At 51.1% G+C, this 22,421-nt stretch carries 17 protein-coding genes and 2 tRNA genes; 1 reads left to right on the forward strand and 18 read right to left on the reverse strand.

Annotation, left to right across the window (positions count from 1 at the left end):
- Window positions 1-22: 22 nt before the first annotated feature.
- From mtr to BGE37_RS02165, 12 genes are all read right to left on the reverse strand, one after another.
- Window positions 23-1,267 (reverse strand): tryptophan permease, encoded by a 1,245-nt coding sequence (gene mtr / locus BGE37_RS02110; protein ID WP_001603847.1) that lies wholly within the window; start codon window positions 1,265-1,267, stop codon window positions 23-25.
- A gap of 153 nt (window positions 1,268-1,420) precedes the next feature.
- The gene (deaD, locus tag BGE37_RS02115) at window positions 1,421-3,310 is read right to left on the reverse strand and encodes an ATP-dependent RNA helicase DeaD (protein ID WP_001295553.1); all 1,890 of its coding nucleotides are present in this window, start codon (window positions 3,308-3,310) and stop codon (window positions 1,421-1,423) included.
- On the reverse strand, window positions 3,303-3,383 hold the full coding sequence (gene yrbN / locus BGE37_RS02120) for a protein YrbN (RefSeq protein WP_010723222.1): 81 nt from the start codon (window positions 3,381-3,383) through the stop codon (window positions 3,303-3,305). Before yrbN ends, deaD begins: the two co-directional genes overlap by 8 nt.
- Window positions 3,384-3,489: 106 nt before the next feature.
- Window positions 3,490-4,374, reverse strand: coding sequence for a lipoprotein NlpI (gene nlpI, locus BGE37_RS02125; RefSeq protein ID WP_000802080.1), 885 nt, complete (start codon window positions 4,372-4,374; stop codon window positions 3,490-3,492).
- Between the two features lie 108 nt (window positions 4,375-4,482).
- Complete coding sequence (gene pnp / locus BGE37_RS02130) at window positions 4,483-6,618, reverse strand: polyribonucleotide nucleotidyltransferase (RefSeq protein ID WP_001296445.1); 2,136 nt, start codon at window positions 6,616-6,618, stop codon at window positions 4,483-4,485.
- A 245-nt stretch (window positions 6,619-6,863) separates the two neighbouring features.
- Window positions 6,864-7,133: a 30S ribosomal protein S15 gene (gene rpsO / locus BGE37_RS02135; RefSeq protein WP_000059466.1), complete on the reverse strand. Its 270-nt coding sequence runs from the start codon at window positions 7,131-7,133 to the stop codon at window positions 6,864-6,866.
- A gap of 148 nt (window positions 7,134-7,281) precedes the next feature.
- Window positions 7,282-8,226: a tRNA pseudouridine(55) synthase TruB gene (gene truB, locus BGE37_RS02140; protein WP_046081278.1), complete on the reverse strand. Its 945-nt coding sequence runs from the start codon at window positions 8,224-8,226 to the stop codon at window positions 7,282-7,284.
- Window positions 8,226-8,627 (reverse strand): 30S ribosome-binding factor RbfA, encoded by a 402-nt coding sequence (gene rbfA / locus BGE37_RS02145; RefSeq protein WP_001040205.1) that lies wholly within the window; start codon window positions 8,625-8,627, stop codon window positions 8,226-8,228. Before rbfA ends, truB begins: the two co-directional genes overlap by 1 nt.
- Before the next feature lie 163 nt (window positions 8,628-8,790).
- Complete coding sequence (infB, locus tag BGE37_RS02150) at window positions 8,791-11,463, reverse strand: translation initiation factor IF-2 (RefSeq protein WP_000133052.1); 2,673 nt, start codon at window positions 11,461-11,463, stop codon at window positions 8,791-8,793.
- A 24-nt stretch (window positions 11,464-11,487) separates the two neighbouring features.
- Window positions 11,488-12,975 (reverse strand): transcription termination factor NusA, encoded by a 1,488-nt coding sequence (gene nusA / locus BGE37_RS02155; protein ID WP_001031046.1) that lies wholly within the window; start codon window positions 12,973-12,975, stop codon window positions 11,488-11,490.
- 27 nt (window positions 12,976-13,002) lie between these two features.
- Complete coding sequence (gene rimP, locus BGE37_RS02160) at window positions 13,003-13,455, reverse strand: ribosome maturation factor RimP (protein WP_001300397.1); 453 nt, start codon at window positions 13,453-13,455, stop codon at window positions 13,003-13,005.
- 206 nt (window positions 13,456-13,661) lie between these two features.
- Window positions 13,662-13,738, reverse strand: a tRNA-Met gene (locus BGE37_RS02165).
- Window positions 13,739-14,085: 347 nt separating this feature from the next.
- Between BGE37_RS02165 and argG the strand changes: the two genes are divergently transcribed.
- Complete coding sequence (gene argG / locus BGE37_RS02170; RefSeq protein ID WP_000207680.1) at window positions 14,086-15,429, forward strand: argininosuccinate synthase; 1,344 nt, start codon at window positions 14,086-14,088, stop codon at window positions 15,427-15,429.
- Between the two features lie 7 nt (window positions 15,430-15,436).
- Here argG and BGE37_RS02175 read toward each other — a convergent pair whose 3' ends face one another.
- From BGE37_RS02175 to ftsH, 6 genes are all read right to left on the reverse strand, one after another.
- Complete coding sequence (locus tag BGE37_RS02175) at window positions 15,437-17,062, reverse strand: phosphoethanolamine transferase (RefSeq protein ID WP_077760079.1); 1,626 nt, start codon at window positions 17,060-17,062, stop codon at window positions 15,437-15,439.
- 456 nt (window positions 17,063-17,518) lie between these two features.
- Window positions 17,519-17,605 (reverse strand) — tRNA-Leu (locus BGE37_RS02180).
- A gap of 13 nt (window positions 17,606-17,618) precedes the next feature.
- Entirely contained in the window at window positions 17,619-17,951 is a 333-nt protein-coding gene (gene secG, locus BGE37_RS02185) for a preprotein translocase subunit SecG (RefSeq protein WP_001295556.1), read from the reverse strand.
- 227 nt (window positions 17,952-18,178) lie between these two features.
- Window positions 18,179-19,516 (reverse strand): phosphoglucosamine mutase, encoded by a 1,338-nt coding sequence (gene glmM / locus BGE37_RS02190; RefSeq protein WP_000071137.1) that lies wholly within the window; start codon window positions 19,514-19,516, stop codon window positions 18,179-18,181.
- The gene (gene folP, locus BGE37_RS02195) at window positions 19,509-20,357 is read right to left on the reverse strand and encodes a dihydropteroate synthase (RefSeq protein ID WP_000764731.1); all 849 of its coding nucleotides are present in this window, start codon (window positions 20,355-20,357) and stop codon (window positions 19,509-19,511) included. The genes glmM and folP overlap by 8 nt, the downstream gene beginning before the upstream one ends.
- Before the next feature lie 89 nt (window positions 20,358-20,446).
- Complete coding sequence (gene ftsH / locus BGE37_RS02200; protein WP_001107467.1) at window positions 20,447-22,381, reverse strand: ATP-dependent zinc metalloprotease FtsH; 1,935 nt, start codon at window positions 22,379-22,381, stop codon at window positions 20,447-20,449.
- Window positions 22,382-22,421 lie beyond the last annotated feature (40 nt).

The raw sequence follows: 22,421 nt of genomic DNA on the forward strand, positions 1-22,421 counted from the left end.
ATGTCGGATAAGGCACCGCTGATTACTGATACACCGGCAGCAAATTAAAGCTCGATAAAATATGCACCAGTGCGTTGCCAACACCAAACACCAGAATCAGTGCAATCATCGGCTTGCCGCCCCAGACACGGAATTTCGGGCTGCCAAAGCGTTTACGCGATGCGCGGGCCAACAGCGCCGGAACAATTGCAGCCCAGATGGTAGCCGCTAAGCCAGCATAACCAATGGCGTACAGGAATCCGTTCGGGAACAGCAGGCCACCCACGACAGGCGGTGCAAAGGTCAACAGTGCCGTTTTCAAGCGGCCCAGGGCAGAGTCGTCAAAACCAAACAGATCTGCCAGATAGTCAAACAAACCCAGCGTTACGCCGAGGAACGAACTCGCCACTGCAAAGTTTGAGAACACGACCAGCAGAAGGTCCAGGCTACGGCTGTTCAATACACCGCTTAATGCCTGTACCAGCACATCAATATTACCGCCCTTCTCGGCGATTCCGATAAACTCCGGACGAGGGATGTTGCCCATCGTCGCCAGCAACCAGATGGTATACAGCGCCAGCGCCATCAGCGTACCGTAGACCAGGCATTTCACGATAGTTTTCGGATCTTTGCCGTAATACTTCATCAGGCTCGGCACGTTACCGTGATAACCAAATGAGGCCAGACAGAACGGTAGGGTCATCAACAGATACGGTGCATAAGACGCATTGCTTTCCGCGACGTTAAACAATGTCGCAGGCTGCACATGCCCCAGCAAACTGCCGAAAGTGAGGAAGAAGGTAATAACTTTCGCCCCAAGCACAATCGCCGTCATCCGGCTGACGGCTTTGGTGCTCAACCACACCACAAACGCCACCAGTAGCGCAAAACCAAAACCTGCAGCTCGTGCCGGAACATTCAGCGACATCTCCGCGAAGGTGTGATGCAGAATCGAACCGCTGGCAGAAATATAGGCATAGGTCAGGATATAGAGCACAAAGGCAATGGAAATGCCGTTGACCACGTTCCAGCCTTTGCCCAGCAAGTCTTTGGTGATGGTGTCAAAGCTCGAGCCAATTCGATAATTCAGGTTAGCTTCCAGAATCATCAAGCCGGAATGCAGCATACAAAACCAGGTAAAGATCAGCGCCGCCATTGACCAGAAGAACCACGCACCGGACATGACCACTGGCAGAGAAAACATCCCTGCGCCAATAATGGTGCCGCCGATAATCACCACGCCGCCAAGCAGCGACGGTGACGTTTGGGTGGTGGTTAGTGTTGCCATGAGGGCTTCTCTCCAGTGAAAAATAGTGCGACTGCGTTGTTATGCATTGCACTGTACCAGTACACGAGTACAAAAGACAGAAAAAAAGCCCCGATGGTTAAAATCGGGGCTGTATATATTATTTTACAGATTGTGTTCGCTGTTCAGCGTTGATTACGCATCACCACCGAAACGACGACGACCAGTAGAGTCATCACGACGCGGTGCGCGGCCTTCACGACGTTCGCCGCTAAAACGACGACCATCACCACGACCACCTTCACGGCGCTCACCGCTGAAGTTACGACCGCCTTCACGACGTTCGCCACCGAAACCACGACCACCACCACGACGCTCACCACCAGTATGCGGCTGTGCATCGCCCAGCAACTGCATGTTCATCGGCTTGTTGAGAATGCGAGTACGCGTAAAGTGTTGCAGCACTTCACCCGGCATACCTTTCGGCAGTTCGATGGTGGAGTGAGAAGCAAACAGCTTGATGTTACCGATGTAACGGCTGCTGATGTCACCTTCGTTAGCAATCGCGCCAACGATATGACGAACTTCAACACCATCATCGCGGCCCACTTCAATACGGTACAGCTGCATATCGCCAACATCACGACGTTCACGACGCGGACGATCTTCACGGTCGCCACGTGGGCCACGGTCGTTACGATCGCGCGGACCACGGTCGTCACGGTCGCGGAATTCACGTTTCGGGCGCATCGGCGCATCTGGCGGAACAATCAGAGTACGTTCACCCTGTGCCATTTTCAGCAGTGCGGCTGCCAGAGTTTCGAGATCCAGCTCTTCACCTTCCGCCGTCGGCTGAATTTTGCTCAGCAGTGCACGGTATTGATCCAGATCGCTGCTTTCCAGCTGCTGCTGTACTTTAGCGGCGAATTTTTCCAGACGGCGTTTGCCCAGCAGTTCTGCGTTCGGCAGTTCTACTTCCGGAATGGTCAGCTTCATAGTGCGTTCAATGTTGCGCAGCAGACGACGCTCGCGGTTCTCAACGAACAGCAGCGCACGACCAGCACGCCCCGCACGGCCGGTACGACCAATACGGTGAACGTAAGACTCGGAATCCATCGGGATATCGTAGTTAACTACCAGGCTGATACGCTCAACGTCCAGGCCACGGGCCGCAACGTCGGTCGCAATCAGGATATCCAGACGACCATCTTTCAGGCGTTCCAGAGTCTGCTCACGCAGCGCCTGGTTCATGTCACCGTTCAGTGCAGCGCTGTTGTAGCCGTTACGCTCAAGAGCTTCTGCCACTTCCAAAGTCGCGTTTTTAGTACGAACGAAGATAATCGCCGCATCAAAATCTTCCGCTTCCAGGAAACGTACCAGCGCTTCGTTTTTACGCATCCCCCACACAGTCCAGTAGCTCTGGCTGATGTCAGGACGGGTAGTCACGCTGGACTGAATGCGTACTTCCTGCGGCTCTTTCATAAAGCGGCGGGTAATGCGACGAATCGCTTCCGGCATAGTTGCAGAGAACAGAGCGGTCTGATGACCTTCCGGGATCTGCGCCATAATGGTTTCAACGTCTTCGATGAAGCCCATGCGCAGCATTTCGTCAGCTTCATCCAGAACCAGACCGCTCAGTTTAGAGAGGTCCAGAGTGCCACGTTTCAGGTGGTCCAGCAGACGGCCTGGAGTACCGACAACGATCTGCGGCCCCTGACGCAGGGCGCGTAATTGCACGTCATAACGCTGGCCGCCGTACAGGGCAACCACGTTTACGCCGCGCATGTGTTTAGAGAAATCCGTCATTGCCTCAGCAACCTGTACCGCCAGTTCGCGGGTCGGTGCCAGCACCAGAATCTGTGGTGCTTTCAGCTCAGGATCAAGATTTTGCAGCAGAGGTAAAGAGAATGCTGCCGTTTTTCCGCTCCCCGTCTGGGCCATACCCAGAACGTCGCGGCCATTCAGCAGATGTGGAATACACTCTGCCTGAATTGGAGATGGTTTTTCGTAACCCAGATCGTTAAGGGCTTCAAGGATAGGAGCCTTCAGGCCCAGATCTGCAAAAGTGGTTTCGAATTCAGCCATGTAGTACGTGTGCCTCAAAATTAATGGCGGCCAGTCTACATAACTCATCATGAAATTGATCAGCAATTTTCATTGAAAAGTGTGAACCGGCTCAAAGTAGGTGTATTAACGAACAACAACGCCCTCACCCGTTAAGGTGATGGCAATCAAAAAAGATTACGGGCTGATGTGTACGTCAGCTATTGCTGGTCCGATTCTGCCAGGTCATCTTGGTCCTGGCCCAGGAGCGATAATTCCAACAATGCGTATCGGTGCTCAACAAAGTTATGAACGTTGTTGGCAACCGCCAGTTTGAACAGTGCCGTGGCGCTGTCCAAATCCCCCAGACTTAGGTAGTACTTACCTAAATAGAAGTTGGTTTCACTGAGATGCTCAGCGAGCGAGGTGTTATCCGTTGCGTCCGCCTTGAGCCTTTCCATTAACGTTTGTTCGCTAATGTTGCCCAGGTAGAACTCGACAATGTTCCATCCCCACTGTTCCTTATCCGATTTTTCGAAGTGCTGTTTTAACACTTCTTTAGCCTGCTTCTCATCGAGCTTCTGCTCGGCGAGATAAAGCCACAGACTACGGAAAGGATCATTGGGATCGTCTTGATAAAACGCCAGCAGATCATCTTGCGCTAACTTGTCACGACCGCCGTAATATAATGCGATCCCGCGATTCAAGTGCGCGTAGTTGTAAGTTGGATCAAGCTCAAGTACAGAATCAAACGCTTCATAGGCAGCATCAAAATTGCCTGCCTGCGTTAAATATATGCCTAAGTAATTGAATACTTCCGGCATATCCGGTCGGATTGCCAGCGCTTGCGAAAAATCGTTACGCGCTAATGCCCTCAGACCGAGACTATCATACAACACTCCGCGCTCATATAAAAGCTGTGCGCGTTCGTCATCGGTTAAAGCCCGACTGGCAAGGATTTGTTCCATACGTGCCAGAATCACTTCCTGCTGTAAAGTCGGTTGCAATGGTACCGCGAGGACTTCACTTTTACGCCAGGAAGTATTACTGCATCCTGCAAGCGTAAGTGCTGTCGCAACGAAACACCAGCGCAAAAAAGGCTTCATTTCCCACTCCCGAAGACCACGGTTGAATGAACGTCCTGTTCCCGGTTGCTAACAAGGCGTCCTGCCCGGTTAAAAGCCCCCCGCCGCAGCGGAGGGCAAATGGCAACCTTACTCGCCCTGTTCTGCAGCCGGAGCTTCCGGTGCTGCAGCAGGTTGAGACTGCTCAGTCGCTTCTTTAATGCTCAGACGGATACGGCCCTGGCGATCAACTTCCAGAACTTTCACCGGAACTTCCTGACCCATCTGCAGGTAGTCGGTCACTTTCTCAACACGCTTGTCGGCGATTTGAGAGATGTGGACCAGACCTTCTTTACCGCCGCCGATGGCAACAAACGCGCCAAAGTCAACGATACGGGTCACTTTACCATTGTAGACGCGGCCCACTTCGATTTCTGCGGTGATTTCTTCGATACGACGAATAGCGTTTTTCGCTTTCTCGCCGTCGGTCGCTGCGATCTTCACAGTACCGTCATCTTCGATTTCGATGGTGGTGCCAGTTTCTTCGGTCAGGGCACGGATAACAGAACCGCCTTTACCGATAACGTCTTTGATCTTGTCCGGATTGATCTTGATGGTATGGATACGCGGTGCAAACTCAGAGATATCACCACGCGGCGCGTTGATCGCCTGCTCCATGACGCCCAGGATATGCAGACGCGCACCTTTAGCTTGATTCAGCGCAACCTGCATGATCTCTTTGGTGATACCTTCAATTTTGATATCCATCTGCAGTGCAGAGATACCGTCGCGGGAACCCGCAACTTTGAAGTCCATATCGCCCAGGTGATCTTCGTCGCCCAAAATGTCAGACAGTACAACGTAGTTGTCGCCTTCTTTCACCAGCCCCATTGCGATACCCGCAACAGCAGCTTTGATTGGCACACCTGCGTCCATCAGCGCCAGAGACGCACCGCACACGGAAGCCATAGAAGAAGAACCGTTGGATTCGGTAATTTCAGACACTACACGTACGGTGTACGGGAATTTGTCCATATCCGGCATTACTGCCAGCACGCCGCGCTTCGCCAGACGACCGTGACCAATTTCACGACGCTTCGGAGAACCGACCATGCCAGTTTCACCTACGGAATACGGAGGGAAGTTGTAGTGGAACAGGAAGGTGTCAGTACGTTCGCCCATCAGTTCATCAAGAACCTGTGCGTCACGTGCAGTACCCAGCGTTGCGGTAACCAGTGCCTGCGTTTCACCACGGGTGAACAACGCAGAACCGTGAGTACGCGGCAGCACGCCAGTACGCACATCCAGACCACGGATCATATCTTTTTCACGACCGTCGATACGCGGTTCGCCTGCCAGTACGCGGCTACGAACAACATTTTTCTCGATAGCGTGCAGAATTTCACCCAGTTCGTTTTCGTCCAGGGTTTCATCTTCAGCAAGCAGCGTCGCGATGGTTTCAGATTTGATGACATCAACCTGCGCATAACGCTCTTGTTTGTCGGTGATGCGATAAGCATCGCTCAGACGAGCTTCAGCCAGCGCAGCAACGCGCGCGTTCAGCGCTTCGTTTACCGGCTCCGGCTGCCAATCCCAACGCGGTTTACCGGCTTCTTTCACCAGTTCATTGATGTTCTGAATAACAACCTGCTGTTGTTCATGACCGAACACCACTGCGCCCAGCATTTGGTCTTCGCTCAGCAGTTCAGCTTCAGATTCAACCATCAGCACGGCAGCTTCTGTACCGGCAACAACCAGATCCAGTTTGCTCTCTTTCAGTTCGTCCTGAGTCGGGTTCAGTACGTACTGGTCATTGATGTAACCTACGCGGGCAGCACCAATCGGACCATTGAACGGAATACCAGACAGAGAAAGTGCTGCGGAAGCACCAATCATCGCAACGATATCCGGGTTAACCTGCGGGTTAACAGAAACCACGGTGGCGATAACCTGAACTTCGTTGACGAAGCCTTCCGGGAACAGCGGGCGAATCGGGCGGTCAATCAGACGCGCAATCAAGGTTTCGCCTTCGCTTGGGCGGCCTTCACGACGGAAGAAGCTACCTGGGATACGACCAGCAGCGTAGGTACGCTCCTGATAGTTAACGGTCAGCGGGAAGAAGTCCTGACCTGGTTTGGCTTTTTTCTGACCAACAACGGTAACGAATACCGCGGTGTCATCCATGCTAACCATAACAGCGGCAGTAGCCTGACGAGCCATCATGCCGGTTTCCAGAGTCACGGTGTGTTGGCCGTACTGGAATTTACGAACGATCGGATTAAGCAATGTAATATCCTTTCTCTTTCTTAGACAGCACCTTACGGCACTGGTGTTAATACCCGATCTTCTGCGCATCCTCGCGACTAATGACAACCCTAACCCAGCCCAATGTGGGTAAAGCCTCTCATTAGCCGCGCGAACCTCTGCAACGGAAGATCATTCATAGCAACAATACATTAGTTTCCAGTGAATTGCTGCCGTCAGTTTGAAAAAAGGGGCCACTCAGGCCCCTTTTCTGAAACTCGCAAGAATTAGCGACGCAGACCCAGGCGCTCGATGAGCTGGGTGTAACGTGCTACGTCTTTACGTTTCAGGTAGTCGAGCAGTTTACGACGCTGAGAAACCATGCGCAGCAGACCACGACGGCTGTGGTGATCTTTTTTGTGCTCTGCAAAGTGGCCCTGCAGGTGGTTGATCTGTGCAGTCAGCAGTGCTACCTGAACTTCGGTAGAACCGGTGTCGTTTGCGTCACGGCCAAACTCAGAAACGATTTTAGCTGTTGCTTCAGTACTTAGAGACATTTTAAAACTCCAAAGTATATAGAATGAAAGGACGCCGATCTCTAATTCAGCGATCCCAGTGTACGTTACGAAAAGTGTTAAACAATTTACGCGACGTTAAGCGGCAGTATTCTACTCGTAGCGACTTGTTATCGCAAGACGGTTAACATTACGCCGGGTATTCAACCACCAGGCGACGAGGCGCAACGCGGCCTTCATCGTCAATTTCGCCCATACCGATAAACTTGCCATTCTCACCTTCTGTAACGCGAACCAGTCCTTCCAGCGGCGCACCGGATGTACGAACCGGGTTACCATTTTTGAAGTAAACAGAAGACGTTAACGGAAGATTCACCACCGGATAGTCCGAAGCTGGACTGTCCATTGGCATCAGTAATGGATCAAGTAACTCCGCTGCCGGAATATCCTGCTGCTCGGCTTGCTCAACCCGTTCACGCAGATGTTCCAGAGTCACCATCCGTTCAACCGGATATTTACTTACAGCCAGACGACGCAGGTAAATAACATGCGCGCCACAGCCGAGTTTTTCGCCGAGATCGTCAATGATAGTGCGGATATAGGTGCCTTTTGAGCAGTGAATTTCCAGCTCCAGTTCATTGCCTTCGTGGCGAATAAACAGCAATTCATAAACGGTAATCGGGCGTGCTTCACGCGGGACTTCAATTCCCTGACGCGCATATTCGTACAGTTTTTTGCCCTGGTATTTCAGTGCTGAATACATCGAAGGGATCTGTTCGATATCACCACGGAAAGTATCCAGTGCCGCCGCCAGTTGCTCTGCACTAAAGGTTACCGGACGTTCTTCAACGATTTGTCCGTCAGCGTCAGAAGTATCAGTACGCTGTCCAAGACGCGCAATCACCCGATAGCGTTTGTCGGAGTCCAGCAGATACTGGGAAAACTTCGTCGCTTCTCCGAGGCAAATCGGCAACATGCCGGTCGCCAGCGGGTCCAGCGCACCGGTATGCCCGGCACGATTAGCGTTATAAATCCGTTTCACTTTTTGCAGTGCATCGTTGCTGGACATACCCTGCGGTTTATCCAGCAACAAAACGCCGTTAATGTCGCGACCGCGACGACGAGGACGACTCATTAGTCCTCCTTGCTGTCGTCCGGGTTAACACGACGTTCTTCGTCATGTTTGACCACGCTGGTCACCAGGTTTGACATACGCATCCCTTCAACCAGCGAGTTGTCGTAGAAGAAGGTCAGTTCCGGCACGATACGCAGGCGCATCGCTTTCCCCAGCAGGCTGCGGATGAAACCAGAGGCTTCCTGCAACGCTTTGATGCCCGCTTTAACCGCGTCTTCATCTTTGTCGTTAAGGAACGTCACATATACTTTTGCATACGCCAGGTCGCGAGACATTTCGACACCGGAAACGGTGGTCATCATGCCCAGACGAGGATCTTTAATTTCGCGTTGCAGGATGAGAGCGATCTCTTTTTGCATTTCCTGCGCTACGCGCTGCGGGCGACCAAATTCTTTCGCCATAATAAATTCTCCTGACAAAAAAGGGGCTGTTAGCCCCTTTTTAAAATTAATTTCAGGTGGAAGGGCTGTTCACGTAGGCCTGATAAGACGCGCCAGCGTCGCATCAGGCAATCCATGCCGGATGCAGCGTAAACGCCTTATCCCGCATAGAACCCTAAAAACCTTAAGCGATGGTACGTTGGATCTCGATGATTTCGAATACTTCGATCACATCGCCAGTGCGGACGTCGTTGTAGTTCTTAACGCCGATACCACATTCCATACCGTTACGGACTTCGTTAACGTCATCTTTGAAGCGGCGCAGGGACTCCAGCTCGCCTTCGTAGATAACCACGTTGTCGCGCAGAACGCGGATCGGATTGTGACGTTTAACCACACCTTCAGTAACCATACAACCTGCGATGGCACCAAATTTCGGTGATTTGAACACATCACGAACTTCCGCCAGACCGATAATCTGCTGTTTCAGTTCCGGAGACAGCATACCGCTCATCGCCGCTTTCACTTCGTCGATCAGGTTATAGATGACGGAGTAGTAACGCAGATCCAGGCTTTCCGCTTCAATCACTTTACGTGCAGAGGCATCAGCACGTACGTTGAAGCCAACCAGGATGGCGTTGGACGCCGCAGCCAGGGTAGCGTCGGTTTCGGTGATACCACCTACGCCAGAACCGATGATCTTCACTTTAACTTCGTCAGTAGACAGTTTCAGCAAGGAGTCGGAGATCGCTTCCACGGAACCCTGAACGTCTGCCTTCAGAACGATGTTCACTTCGTGAACTTCGCCTTCAGTCATGTTGGCAAACATGTTCTCGAGTTTCGATTTCTGCTGACGTGCCAGTTTAACTTCACGGAATTTGCCCTGACGATACAGTGCAACTTCACGAGCTTTCTTCTCGTCACGCACTACGGTAACTTCGTCACCCGCAGCCGGAACACCGGACAAGCCAAGGATTTCAACTGGAATGGACGGACCTGCTTCCAGCACTTCCTGACCCATTTCGTTACGCATTGCGCGAACACGACCGTATTCGAAACCACACAGAACGATGTCGCCCTTGTGCAGAGTACCTTCACGTACCAGAACAGTAGCAACCGGACCACGACCTTTATCGAGGAAGGATTCGATAACCGCACCGCTCGCCATACCTTTACGTACCGCTTTCAGTTCCAGAACTTCTGCCTGCAACAGGATAGCGTCCAGCAGTTCATCGATACCGGTACCTGCTTTCGCAGACACGTGTACGAACTGGCTTTCACCGCCCCACTCTTCCGGCAGGATGCCGTACTGAGAGAGTTCGTTCTTAACGCGATCTGGATCGGCTTCTGGTTTGTCGATCTTGTTCACTGCAACCACAACCGGCACGCCTGCCGCTTTCGCGTGCTGAATTGCTTCGATGGTCTGCGGCATTACGCCGTCGTCGGCAGCAACAACCAGGACTACGATGTCCGTTGCCTGCGCACCACGTGCACGCATTGAAGTAAACGCGGCGTGCCCCGGGGTGTCCAGGAAGGTGATCATGCCGTTTTCAGTTTCAACGTGGTATGCACCAATGTGCTGGGTAATGCCGCCCGCTTCGCCAGAGGCCACTTTCGTTGAACGAATGTAGTCCAGCAAAGAGGTTTTACCGTGGTCAACGTGACCCATGATGGTCACAACCGGCGCGCGCGGTTCAGCCGCAGCACCCGTGTCACGGTCGCTCATTACCGCTTCTTCCAGCTCGTTTTCACGACGCAGGATAACTTTGTGGCCCATCTCTTCAGCAACCAGCTGTGCGGTTTCCTGATCGATAACCTGGTTGATGGTTGCCATTGCGCCCAGTTTCATCATCGCTTTGATGACCTGAGAACCTTTAACCGCCATCTTGTTCGCCAGTTCGCCAACGGTGATGGTTTCGCCAATCACAACGTCACGGTTAACGGCCTGAGCTGGCTTCTGGAAGCCTTGCTGCAGCGAAGAACCTTTACGTTTCCCGCCTTTACCGCCACGTACTGCTGCGCGTGCTTCTTCACGATCAGCTTTTGATTCAGAGTGTTTGTTGCCTTTCTTCGGACGCGCTGCTTTCGCGTTACGACCACGGCCACGGCCGCCTTCGACTTCACGATCGCTTTCGTCTTCTGCCTGGCGAGCATGTTGAGAAGTAGTAACGTGATAATCGCTGGAATCTTCAGTCGGTTCCGCGTTATCAGTCCATTTGTTTTCTTCCGCCATACGACGTGCTTCTTCAGCAACGCGACGTGCTTCTTCTTCGAGTTTACGACGCGCTTCTTCTTCAGCTTTACGCTTGAGCTCTGCAGCTTCCTGCTCACGGCGGGCTTTTTCAGCCTGGGCGTTTTTAGTCATATCGTCTTGTTGATTGCTCACTTTGTCTTTTTCCGCAGCTTCACGTTTCGCTTGTTCAGCGGCTTCACGCTTAGCTTGTTCTGCGGCCTCACGTTCAGCTTTTTGTTGCGCCTCGCGTTTGGCCGATTCTTCTGCCTCACGACGGGCTTGCTCTTCCGCTTCACGCTGCGCCTGCTCTTCCGCAGCAAGGCGTTCAGCCTCTTGCGGATCGCGTTTCACAAAGGTGCGTTTCTTGCGGACTTCGATTTGTACCGATTTGCTTTTTCCACCGGTACCAGGAATGTTAAGGGTGCTGCGGGTTTTACGTTGCAGCGTTAATTTGTCCGGGCCTGAATTTTTCTGATTCAGGTGGTCAATTAAAGTCTGTTTCTCTTGTGCGGACACAGAGTCGTCAGCAGACTTCCGGATACCTGCATCAGCAAATTGCTGTACCAGGCGTTCCACGGAGGTCTGTCGCTCTGCGGCCAGCGTTTTAATCGTTACATCTGTCATGCTGTTCCTTCCTGCTACAGTTTATTACGCTTCGTCACCGAACCAGCAAATATTACGGGCAGCCATAATCAGTGCTCCGGCTTTTTCGTCGGTCAACCCTTCGATATCAGCCAGATCATCAATGCCCTGTTCGGCGAGATCTTCCAGCGTACAAACGCCACGGGCGGCCAGTTTGAATGCCAAATCACGATCTATCCCTTCAAGGTTCAGCAGATCGTCAGCCGGTTTGTTATCACCGAGGCTTTCTTCCTGGGCCTGTGCAATGGTGGCCAGTGCATTTTTAGCACGCTCGCGCAGTGCTTCAACGGTCGGCTCATCAAGGCCTTCGATTTCCAACAGCTCTTTCATCGGCACATAGGCCAGTTCTTCCAGCGTCGAGAAGCCTTCTTCTACCAGGACAGTCGCAAAGTCTTCGTCGATGTCGAGATATTTAGTAAAGGTGTCGATCGCTGCGTGCGCTTCTGCCTGATGCTTAGCCTGCAGGTCGTCAACGGTCATCACGTTGAGTTCCCAACCGCTCAGCTGCGAAGCCAGACGCACGTTCTGACCGTTACGGCCAATCGCCTGCGCCAGATTACCGGCTTCAACGGCGATATCCATGGTGTGTTTATCTTCATCCACCACGATAGAAGCAACGTCTGCCGGTGCCATTGCGTTAATCACGAACTGCGCCGGGTTATCATCCCACAGGACGATATCGATACGTTCGCCGCCCAGTTCAGTAGAAACCGCCTGAACACGCGCGCCACGCATACCTACGCAAGCACCTACCGGATCGATACGTTTATCGTTGGTTTTCACCGCGATTTTCGCACGAGAACCCGGGTCGCGAGCCGCTGCTTTAATTTCAATCACTTCTTCGCCGATTTCCGGCACTTCAATGCGGAACAGTTCGATCAGCATTTCCGGCTTGGAACGGGTGACGAACAGTTGTGCGCCACGCGCTTCCGGGCGAACGGAATAGAGCACACCACGAACGCGGTCGCCAGGGCGGAAGTTTTCACGCGGCAGCATATCTTCACGCAGGATCACGGCTTCAGCGTTGTTGCCCAGATCCAGAGAGATGTTGTCGCGGTTTACTTTTTTCACCACGCCGGTGATGATTTCACCTTCGTGTTCACGGAACTGATCAACCACCATCGCACGTTCGGCTTCACGCACTTTCTGCACAATAACCTGTTTTGCCGTCTGGGTGGTGATACGGTCAAAGGTAACAGACTCAATCTGATCTTCAACGTAATCGCCCAGATTCAGGCTTTCATCTTCAAAGCGCGCAGCTTCAAGAGTGATTTCTTTCGTTGGCTGGGTGACTTCATCAACTACCAGCCAGCGACGGAAGGTGTCAAAATCACCGCTTTTGCGATCGATTTGTACGCGAACGTCGATCTCTTGTTCGTATTTTTTCTTGGTTGCTGTAGCCAGCGCGCTTTCCAACGCTTCGAAAATTTTCTCGCGAGGCAGCGCCTTTTCATTGGAGACGGCTTCAACTACAGCCAAAATTTCTTTGTTCATCGCGGGCTTTTCACCTCATCCAGACTATTAAAAGTGGGGAACCAGGTTCGCCTTCTGGATATTACTCAGCGCGAACACTTCATCTTTACCTTCGACGGTAACTGTGATCATTTCACCGTCTACCGCTTTGATAACGCCCTGCCATTTACGACGGTTTTGTACCGCCATACGGAGAACCAGAGTCACCTCTTCTCCGACGAAACGGGCGTAGTGTTCAGCCGTGAACAGTGGGCGATCGAGACCCGGTGAGGAGACTTCCAGGTTATAAGCAACGGTGATGGGATCTTCGACATCCAGCACAGCACTTACCTGGTGGCTCACATCAGCACAATCATCAACATTGATGCCATCTTCACTATCAATATAGATGCGCAGTGTGGATGTGCGACCGCGAATAAACTCGATGCCAACCAGTTCAAAACCCAGGGCCTCAACTGGCGCAGTAATCATCTCTGTTAATTTTTGCTCTAATGTGGACAAGCCCACCCCCAAGACATAAAAAAAGGGCCTAAAGCCCAGTTATTCTGTAGTCAGATAACAAAAAACCCCGATAAATCGGGGCTTTATATAACTGAACCCTATAACCGCAACTGCGGTCTGGAGCACTTTCCAGAAGGATTTTTTCAAATCCCACTACGAAGGCCGAAGTCTTCACAGTATATTTGAAAAAGGACTCTAAGGGAAAGTGGTTGCGGGGGCCGGATTTGAACCGACGACCTTCGGGTTATGAGCCCGACGAGCTACCAGGCTGCTCCACCCCGCGCCTGAAACGTGGCAAATTCTACTCGTTTTGGGTAAAAAATGCAAATACTGCTGGGATTTGGTGTACCGAGACGGGACGTAAAATCTGCAGGCATTATAGTGATCCACGCCACATTTTGTCAACATTTATTGCTAATCGCGTGAATGAATATCCAGTTCACTTTCGTTTGTCGAATACTTTTGCCCTCTACTGCTCCTCCTTAAGCGCATTATTTTACAAAAAACACACTAAACTCTTCCTGTCACCGATAAAAGATGATTAAATGAAAACTCATTTATTTTGCATAAAAATTCAGTGAGAGCGGAAATCCAGGCTCCTCATCAGTTAATTAAGCAGGGTGTTATTTTATGACGACGATTCTCAAGCATCTCCCGGTAGGTCAACGTATTGGTATCGCTTTTTCCGGCGGTCTGGACACCAGTGCCGCACTGCTGTGGATGCGACAAAAGGGAGCGGTTCCTTATGCATATACTGCAAACCTGGGCCAGCCAGACGAAGAGGATTATGATGCGATCCCTCGTCGTGCCATGGAATACGGCGCGGAGAACGCACGTCTGATCGACTGCCGCAAACAACTGGTTGCCGAAGGTATTGCCGCTATTCAGTGTGGCGCATTTCATAACACCACCGGCGGCCTGACCTATTTCAACACGACGCCGCTGGGCCGCGCCGTGACTGGCACAATGCTGGTTGCGGCCATGAAAGAAGATGGCGTGAATATCTGGGGAGACGGCAGTACCTATAAAGGAAACGATATCGAACGTTTCTATCGTTACGGTCTGCTGACCAATGCTGAACTTCAGATTTACAAACCGTGGCTTGATACTGATTTTATTGATGAACTGGGCGGCCGTCATGAAATGTCTGAATTTATGATTGCCTGCGGTTTCGACTACAAAATGTCTGTCGAAAAAGCCTACTCCACGGACTCTAACATGCTTGGTGCAACACACGAAGCGAAGGATCTGGAATACCTCAACTCCAGCGTCAAAATCGTCAACCCGATTATGGGCGTGAAGTTCTGGGATGAGAGCGTGAAGATCCCGGCAGAAGAAGTCACAGTACGCTTTGAGCAAGGTCATCCGGTGGCGCTGAACGGTAAAACCTTTAGCGATGACGTAGAAATGATGCTGGAAGCTAACCGCATCGGCGGTCGTCATGGCCTGGGCATGAGCGACCAGATCGAAAACCGTATCATCGAAGCGAAAAGCCGTGGTATTTACGAAGCTCCGGGGATGGCGCTGCTACATATCGCTTATGAACGTCTGCTGACCGGTATTCACAACGAAGACACCATTGAGCAGTATCACGCACATGGTCGTCAGTTGGGCCGTTTGCTGTACCAGGGACGTTGGTTTGATTCCCAGGCGCTGATGCTGCGTGACTCCCTGCAACGCTGGGTTGCCAGCCAGATCACTGGTGAAGTTACCCTGGAGCTACGCCGCGGGAACGATTACTCCATCCTTAATACCGTCTCAGAGAATCTGACCTACAAGCCAGAGCGTCTGACGATGGAAAAAGGCGACTCGGTGTTCTCGCCAGACGATCGTATCGGTCAACTGACCATGCGCAACCTGGATATCACCGATACCCGCGAGAAACTTTTCGGCTATGCCAAAACTGGCCTGCTTTCCTCCTCTGCCGCTTCAGGCGTGCCGCAGGTGGAGAATCTGGAAAATAAAGGCCAGTAATTCGACATCAACCCTGCCCTTCAGGGGTGGGGTTACCTTGCTTATCCTCAGTAAACTCCTTTCTTAGCATCACAAAATCGAAAACATCATGGTTTGCATCTACAACCCGTGAATCTCCTTTATAGTGTGCAATCACTTCCTCCAGCGTTTGCGGCTGTTCCGGCTTTGTTACCCCCATCCACGCATTAATAAGGTAATTATTGTAAGCAGTGGAAAAGATATCGTTTTCCGTTGTGCGATCCACGCCATCCCCAAGAACGGGGCTATACCAGATAAACATCGGAACATGATATGCCTGCTGGCTGGCCTCCCTGCCTCCATGAAAATAAATGTTCTTCTTCGTCGGGTCGCGTTCCAGGCCATGGTCGGCAAAATACATGACCGAGGCTCGGCGATCTTTTAATAATTCAAAAACCTGACCTAGCAAACTATCTGTGTAATGAATGGAGTTGTCATAGCAGGCATCCTGATCGTCCTGTGGTTGAAACACGGCGCTGGATTGCGGATAGGCGCTACAAGCCGGTTCATGGCTTCCATTTAAATGAAGAACAATCAGTTTCTTTTGCTGCGTCTTTTGCTGTAACGCTTGCGATAAATGCGGCAACAACAATTCATCAAATCCTCTGACATAGACTGTTTCCATGGCGCGCATGGCGATACTGGTAACTGCTGTACCATTCTGCCGAAAAGCGGATTGCGAGCTTAGCCAGAAAGTCTGAAATCCTGCTTGATTAGCCATATTAATAATGTTGTCCGGGTAATTATGAATGTCATGACTCAAAACAGAATCAGCAGTTAAAGAAAGGGGAACCGACAGCGCAGTGTAAGGTGCACCGCTTATTGCTTGATTAAACAGTTTGATCTGTTTTCTTTGTGCTTCGACTTGCGGTGTCGTAGAGCGTGTATATCCATACAAAGACATATTGTCGACACGTACAGACTCCCCCACAATCAACACGTAGGTATCAATACCTGTATCCCTGACTGATAATTGAAAATACGGCACCGTGTTTGCAATTGAGAGTAATCTTTGATGCTCTTTCGCTGCTAAAGCAAAATAATTGAGATTGAAAAACGGTGTATAGGTAGCAAATCGCGACGCTAGTATATATGGACTGAACGCTTTTTTATTTTTTGCATCTTTATAAGCAAATTGACAAGCGGAAAATAAACTGCCCGAAATGACAATCAGCAATAATATTCCTGTCACTTTTTTCGTCGGCAAGGAAACATCATATTTTATTATTACTGCCAAAAAAAGAAGGGATAAAAAGGCAAAAGCACATAGATAAGGGATATACATCCCCAGCATTTTGACAACTTCATCCGGATCACTCTGCAGCACACTAATCGCAAATCCATCATTGAAAGTTGTACCAAAGGTACACCATGAATAGAGGCTAATACTCATGTCTGCCGCTGTCAGTAACACAAATGGTGCGGCAACAAGCAGGCGAAGCGGAAGGGATGATATACGTTTAACAACCAGGATGGTCAGAACGAAGAACAGCAATCGCTGAACCATATGCGCTCCGGAAGAGGCGACTAAGTTCGTAATACCAAAAACAATAACACAAAGATACAACAACCAATGAGATTTAAAACTTCTAACAAATTTGTTGAATACTGTCATCCAGAAATCCAAGTTCACAACCAATATAAACAATTATCAACAATGTTCAATTTTATATCAGACATGTTTTTCAATGCTGATCCATATCAGACCGAAACACTGTTAGTTTTTTCTTTTTAAATGATGCGGCCATTGTTCTCAGTAATTAAATAACATTATCAATGCGTCTCTAAACATTACGCAGAACGTAGCCATCAGTAGTTATACTGACAGGAGCAGGATGGTTTATCGAGAAGTAAACATATCCGTATTCGTACCGGAACTGGAGTTGACACAATAAAGTGCCAATTATGTCAGCAGTAGGGAAAAGTTTATAACTAAGGCGTACCGGCACCATCGTTTCAAAGTACCAGCTACGAGTAAAGCAACTGGACGAGATACAGATATCTGACAACCATTCCTCAGACCAGGACCAAAACGAAAAAAGACGCTTTTCAGCGTCTCTTTTCTGGAATTTGGTACCGAGGACGGGACTTGAACCCGTAAGCCCTATTGGGCACTACCACCTCAAGGTAGCGTGTCTACCAATTCCACCACCTCGGCACGGATACTACTTTTAGTTCGGGATATCGCTGGTCGGCTTAGCCGGAGCAGCTGGCTGAGTTTGTTCGGTTTTGGCCGGTGCACTCAGGTTTTCCCATTCACTACCTTTATTGGTTTTGTTGCTATTGATGTTACCCAGCACCAGACTGATGATGAAGAATAACGTTGCCAGCAGCGCCGTCATGCGGGTCATGAAGTTACCAGAACCACTTGAACCAAACAGCGTAGCGGAAGCGCCTGCTCCGAAGGAGGCTCCCATATCAGCGCCTTTACCTTGCTGCAGCATGATCAGACCAACAAGGCCAATTGCCACAATAAGGAAAACTACTAAAAGAGCTTCGTACATAATCAACCTGTTCCTTGCGGAGTTGCCGCGTACCAATGCTTCAACCAATAAAGCGGGAATTTCTAATCTTTCCCACTGAAGCGGGTGTGAATACTAACCAAAGCGAATGACCTTCGCAAGGGCAATTTTATCGCATTGTATCAACTGCGGAAAAAAACAGCAAAACCGATATGTTCACCGAGAAAAAAGGCGACAATCGCCGCCTTTTTAGACAGTTATATAACGCGTTAAACGGCTTTTACTGCATCGGCGATGCGGTGTGCAAATTCAGTCACCTGCGCTTCGTCTTCGCCTTCTACCATCACGCGAATTAACGGTTCGGTGCCGGATTTACGCAACAGCACACGTCCACGGCTACCCAGCGCCGCTTCAACTTCTGCGGTTACAGCTTTGACTGATTCATGCTCCAGCGGATCGCCGCTACCTGCGGTGTAACGCACGTTAACCAGAATCTGCGGGAACATTTTCATGCCGCTGCAAAGATCGTGCAGGCTCATATGGTTACGCGCCATCGCCGCCAGCACCTGCAAACCAGCAACGATGCCGTCACCGGTTGTGGTTTTATCCAGCAGGATCACATGACCAGAATTCTCTGCACCGATACGCCAGCCTTTCTCCTGCATTTTTTCCAGTACGTAGCGATCACCCACTTTCGCACGAGCAAACGGAATTCCTAGCTGTTTCAGGGCGAGTTCCAGCCCCATGTTGCTCATCAATGTACCCACCGCGCCACCACGCAGTTGGCCCTGACGCAGACCTTCGCGCGCGATGATATACATAATCTGGTCGCCATCGACTTTATTGCCTTCATGGTCAACCATAATCACGCGGTCGCCGTCACCGTCAAAGGCGATCCCAAGATCTGCTTTTTCAGCCAGTACGCGCGCCTGTAACGCACGAACATCTGTTGCCCCCACTTCGGCATTGATGTTTACGCCGTTCGGCTCACAACCGATAGCGATAACGTTCGCCCCCAGTTCACGCAGCACGTTCGGCGCGATGTGATAAGTCGCGCCGTTTGCACAATCCACCACAATCTTCAGTTCACTGAGGCTAAGTTCGTTCGGGAACGTGGCTTTGCAAAACTCGATATAGCGACCCGCAGCATCAACGATACGGCTGGCTTTACCCAGTTCTGCCGAATCAACACAGCTGATCTCTTTTTCCATTTCCGCTTCGATGGCTTCTTCAACTGCATCCGGCAGCTTAGTACCGTCAATAGAAAAGAATTTAATGCCGTTATCGTAGAATGGGTTATGCGATGCAGAAATTACAATCCCGGCCTCTGCGCGGAAGGTACGCGTCAGATAAGCCACGGCAGGTGTAGGCATCGGGCCTGTAAAGAGTGCGGAAAGGCCCGCAGCCGCCAGACCCGCTTCCAGTGCTGACTCCAGCATATAGCCAGAAATACGCGTGTCTTTACCAATAATGATCTTACGCGAGCCGTGGCGCGCCAGCACTTTACCGGCGGCCCAACCCAACTTAAGTACAAAATCAGGGGTGATCGGCGCATCCCCTACACGACCACGAATCCCATCGGTACCGAAATATTTACGATTACTCATAGCGTTTGTTTTCCTTTGCAGACAGAGTGGCTTCCACCACCCGCATCGCTTCTACGGTTTCTTTGACGTCATGAACACGAATGATGTGCGCACCTTGCATTGCGGCAATGACCGCACAGGCCAAACTACCACTCAGGCGCTCGGACGGCCCCACGTTCAGCAATTGCCCAATCATCGATTTTCGTGACATACCCACCAACAGCGGCAGGTTGAAATGGTGAAATTCAGCCAGGCGCGCCAGTAATGAATAGTTATGGGAGAGATTTTTACCGAAACCGAATCCGGGGTCGAGCAACAATTTCTCTTTTGCGATACCCGCCTGCTCACAACGAGCTATCTGCTCAATAAAGTAGCGATTCACTTCCGCAAAGACATCGTCATACTTCGGGGCTTCCTGCATGGTTTTTGGATTTCCCTGCATATGCATCAGGCAAACTGGCAAACCGGTTTCTGCAGCAGCTTCCAGAGCGCCAGGTTCGGAAAGAGAGCGAATATCGTTAATAATGTGAGCACCAACTTTCGCTGACTCACGTATGACTTCTGGTTTGGAAGTATCTACTGAGATCCAGACTTCGAAGCGTTGAGCAATTGCCTCAACCACAGGAATAACACGCTGCAACTCTTCTTCAACGCTAACTTCCGCCGCCCCTGGGCGCGTGGACTCGCCACCAACGTCAATGATCGTCGCACCAGCGTTGATCATCAGATTCGCATGTTTCACCGCATCTATCAGCGAGTTATGCGTGCCGCCATCCGAAAAGGAATCAGGCGTAACGTTGAGGATCCCCATTACGTGAGGATGGCTAAGGTCCAGTGAAGTGCCCTGGGCAAAGAGTTTCATGATGTTATCCCTGGTATGAATTGATAAGAAAAAACCCCGGAGCACGCCCCGGGGTTTTCGGTACAAATACAGTCATCTAATGCGGGAACTTACTTGTCGCCTAACTGCTCTGACATGGTGTTACCCGGGTTCGGCGTACGCGGTTCATCAACCGGACGCGGAGCCTTTGGACTACCATTGTCGCCAGAATTGTTAGAAGCGCCTGGTTCTTCCCAGCCCGCTGGCGGACGTACATCGCGACGTGCCATCAGGTCATCAATCTGCGGTGCGTCGATAGTCTCATATTTCATGAGAGCATCTTTCATCGCATGCAGAATATCCATATTGTCGGTCAGAAGCTGACGCGCACGATTATAGTTACGCTCGATCAGTGCTTTCACTTCCTGGTCGATGATACGTGCCGTTTCATCGGACATATGTTTCGCTTTCGCTACGCTACGACCGAGGAACACTTCACCTTCTTCTTCCGCATACAGCAGCGGACCGAGTTTCTCAGAGAAGCCCCACTGGGTAACCATGTTACGCGCCAGGTTGGTCGCAACTTTAATATCGTTGGACGCCCCGGTAGAAACATGTTCTGGCCCGTAGATGATCTCTTCTGCCAGACGACCGCCGTACAGTGTAGAAATCTGGCTTTCCAGTTTCTGACGGCTGGCGCTGATTGCGTCGCCCTCAGGCAAAAAGAAGGTCACACCCAGCGCACGACCGCGCGGGATAATCGTTACTTTGTGCACCGGATCGTGTTCCGGCACCAGGCGACCGATAATCGCGTGACCTGCTTCGTGGTAAGCAGTCGATTCTTTCTGCGCTTCCGTCATCACCATGGAGCGACGTTCCGCACCCATCATGATTTTGTCTTTCGCTTTCTCGAACTCAACCATCGACACAACACGTTTGTTGCCACGAGCAGCGAACAGTGCCGCTTCGTTCACCAGGTTCGCCAGGTCAGCACCGGAGAAACCAGGAGTACCACGGGCAATGATTGCCGCGTCGATATCGGGTGCCAATGGTACGCGACGCATGTGAACTTTCAGGATCTGCTCACGACCGCGAACATCTGGCAAGCCAACCACAACCTGACGGTCGAAACGGCCAGGACGCAGCAGCGCCGGGTCGAGAACGTCCGGACGGTTAGTCGCAGCGATAACGATGATACCTTCGTTACCTTCGAAGCCATCCATCTCAACCAGCATCTGGTTCAGAGTCTGTTCACGTTCATCGTGACCACCGCCCAGTCCTGCGCCACGCTGGCGGCCTACGGCGTCGATTTCATCGATAAAGATGATGCACGGAGCCGCTTTCTTCGCCTGTTCGAACATGTCACGAACACGGGATGCACCCACACCGACGAACATTTCTACGAAGTCAGAACCGGAGATAGTAAAGAACGGAACTTTCGCTTCGCCTGCAATCGCTTTCGCCAGCAGCGTTTTACCGGTACCCGGAGGACCGACCATCAGGACGCCTTTCGGGATCTTACCGCCGAGTTTCTGGAAGCGGCTCGGCTCGCGCAGATACTCAACCAGTTCAGCAACTTCTTCTTTTGCTTCGTCGCAGCCCGCAACGTCAGCAAAGGTCGTTTTGATCTGATCTTCCGTCAGCATGCGCGCTTTGCTCTTACCGAACGACATGGCACCTTTGCCACCGCCGCCCTGCATTTGACGCATGAAGAAGATCCAGACACCAATCAGCAACAGCATCGGGAACCAGGAGATGAAGATAGAAGCCAGCAGGCTTGGTTCTTCAGGCGGTTCACCGACAACCTTGACGTTCTTGGTCAACAGGTTATCCAGTAATTTCGGATCCTGAACCGGAATGTAAGTGGTATAACGGTTACTATCTTTCTTGGTAACGTTGATTTCACGTCCGTTGATACGCGCTTCACGAACCTGGTCGTTATTGACCTCTTGTAGGAAGGTAGAGTAATCCACCTTACGGCCATTAGACTCGCTGGGCCCAAAGCTCTGGAATACTGACATCAGCACAACGGCAATGACCAGCCAGAGAATTAGGTTTTTCGCCATGTCACTCAAGGGATTAACCTCTTATTACAACTGTGTTAAA

Source organism: Escherichia sp. MOD1-EC6300 (assembly GCF_002965045.1).
Classification (GTDB): Bacteria; Pseudomonadota; Gammaproteobacteria; order Enterobacterales; family Enterobacteriaceae; genus Escherichia; species Escherichia coli_F.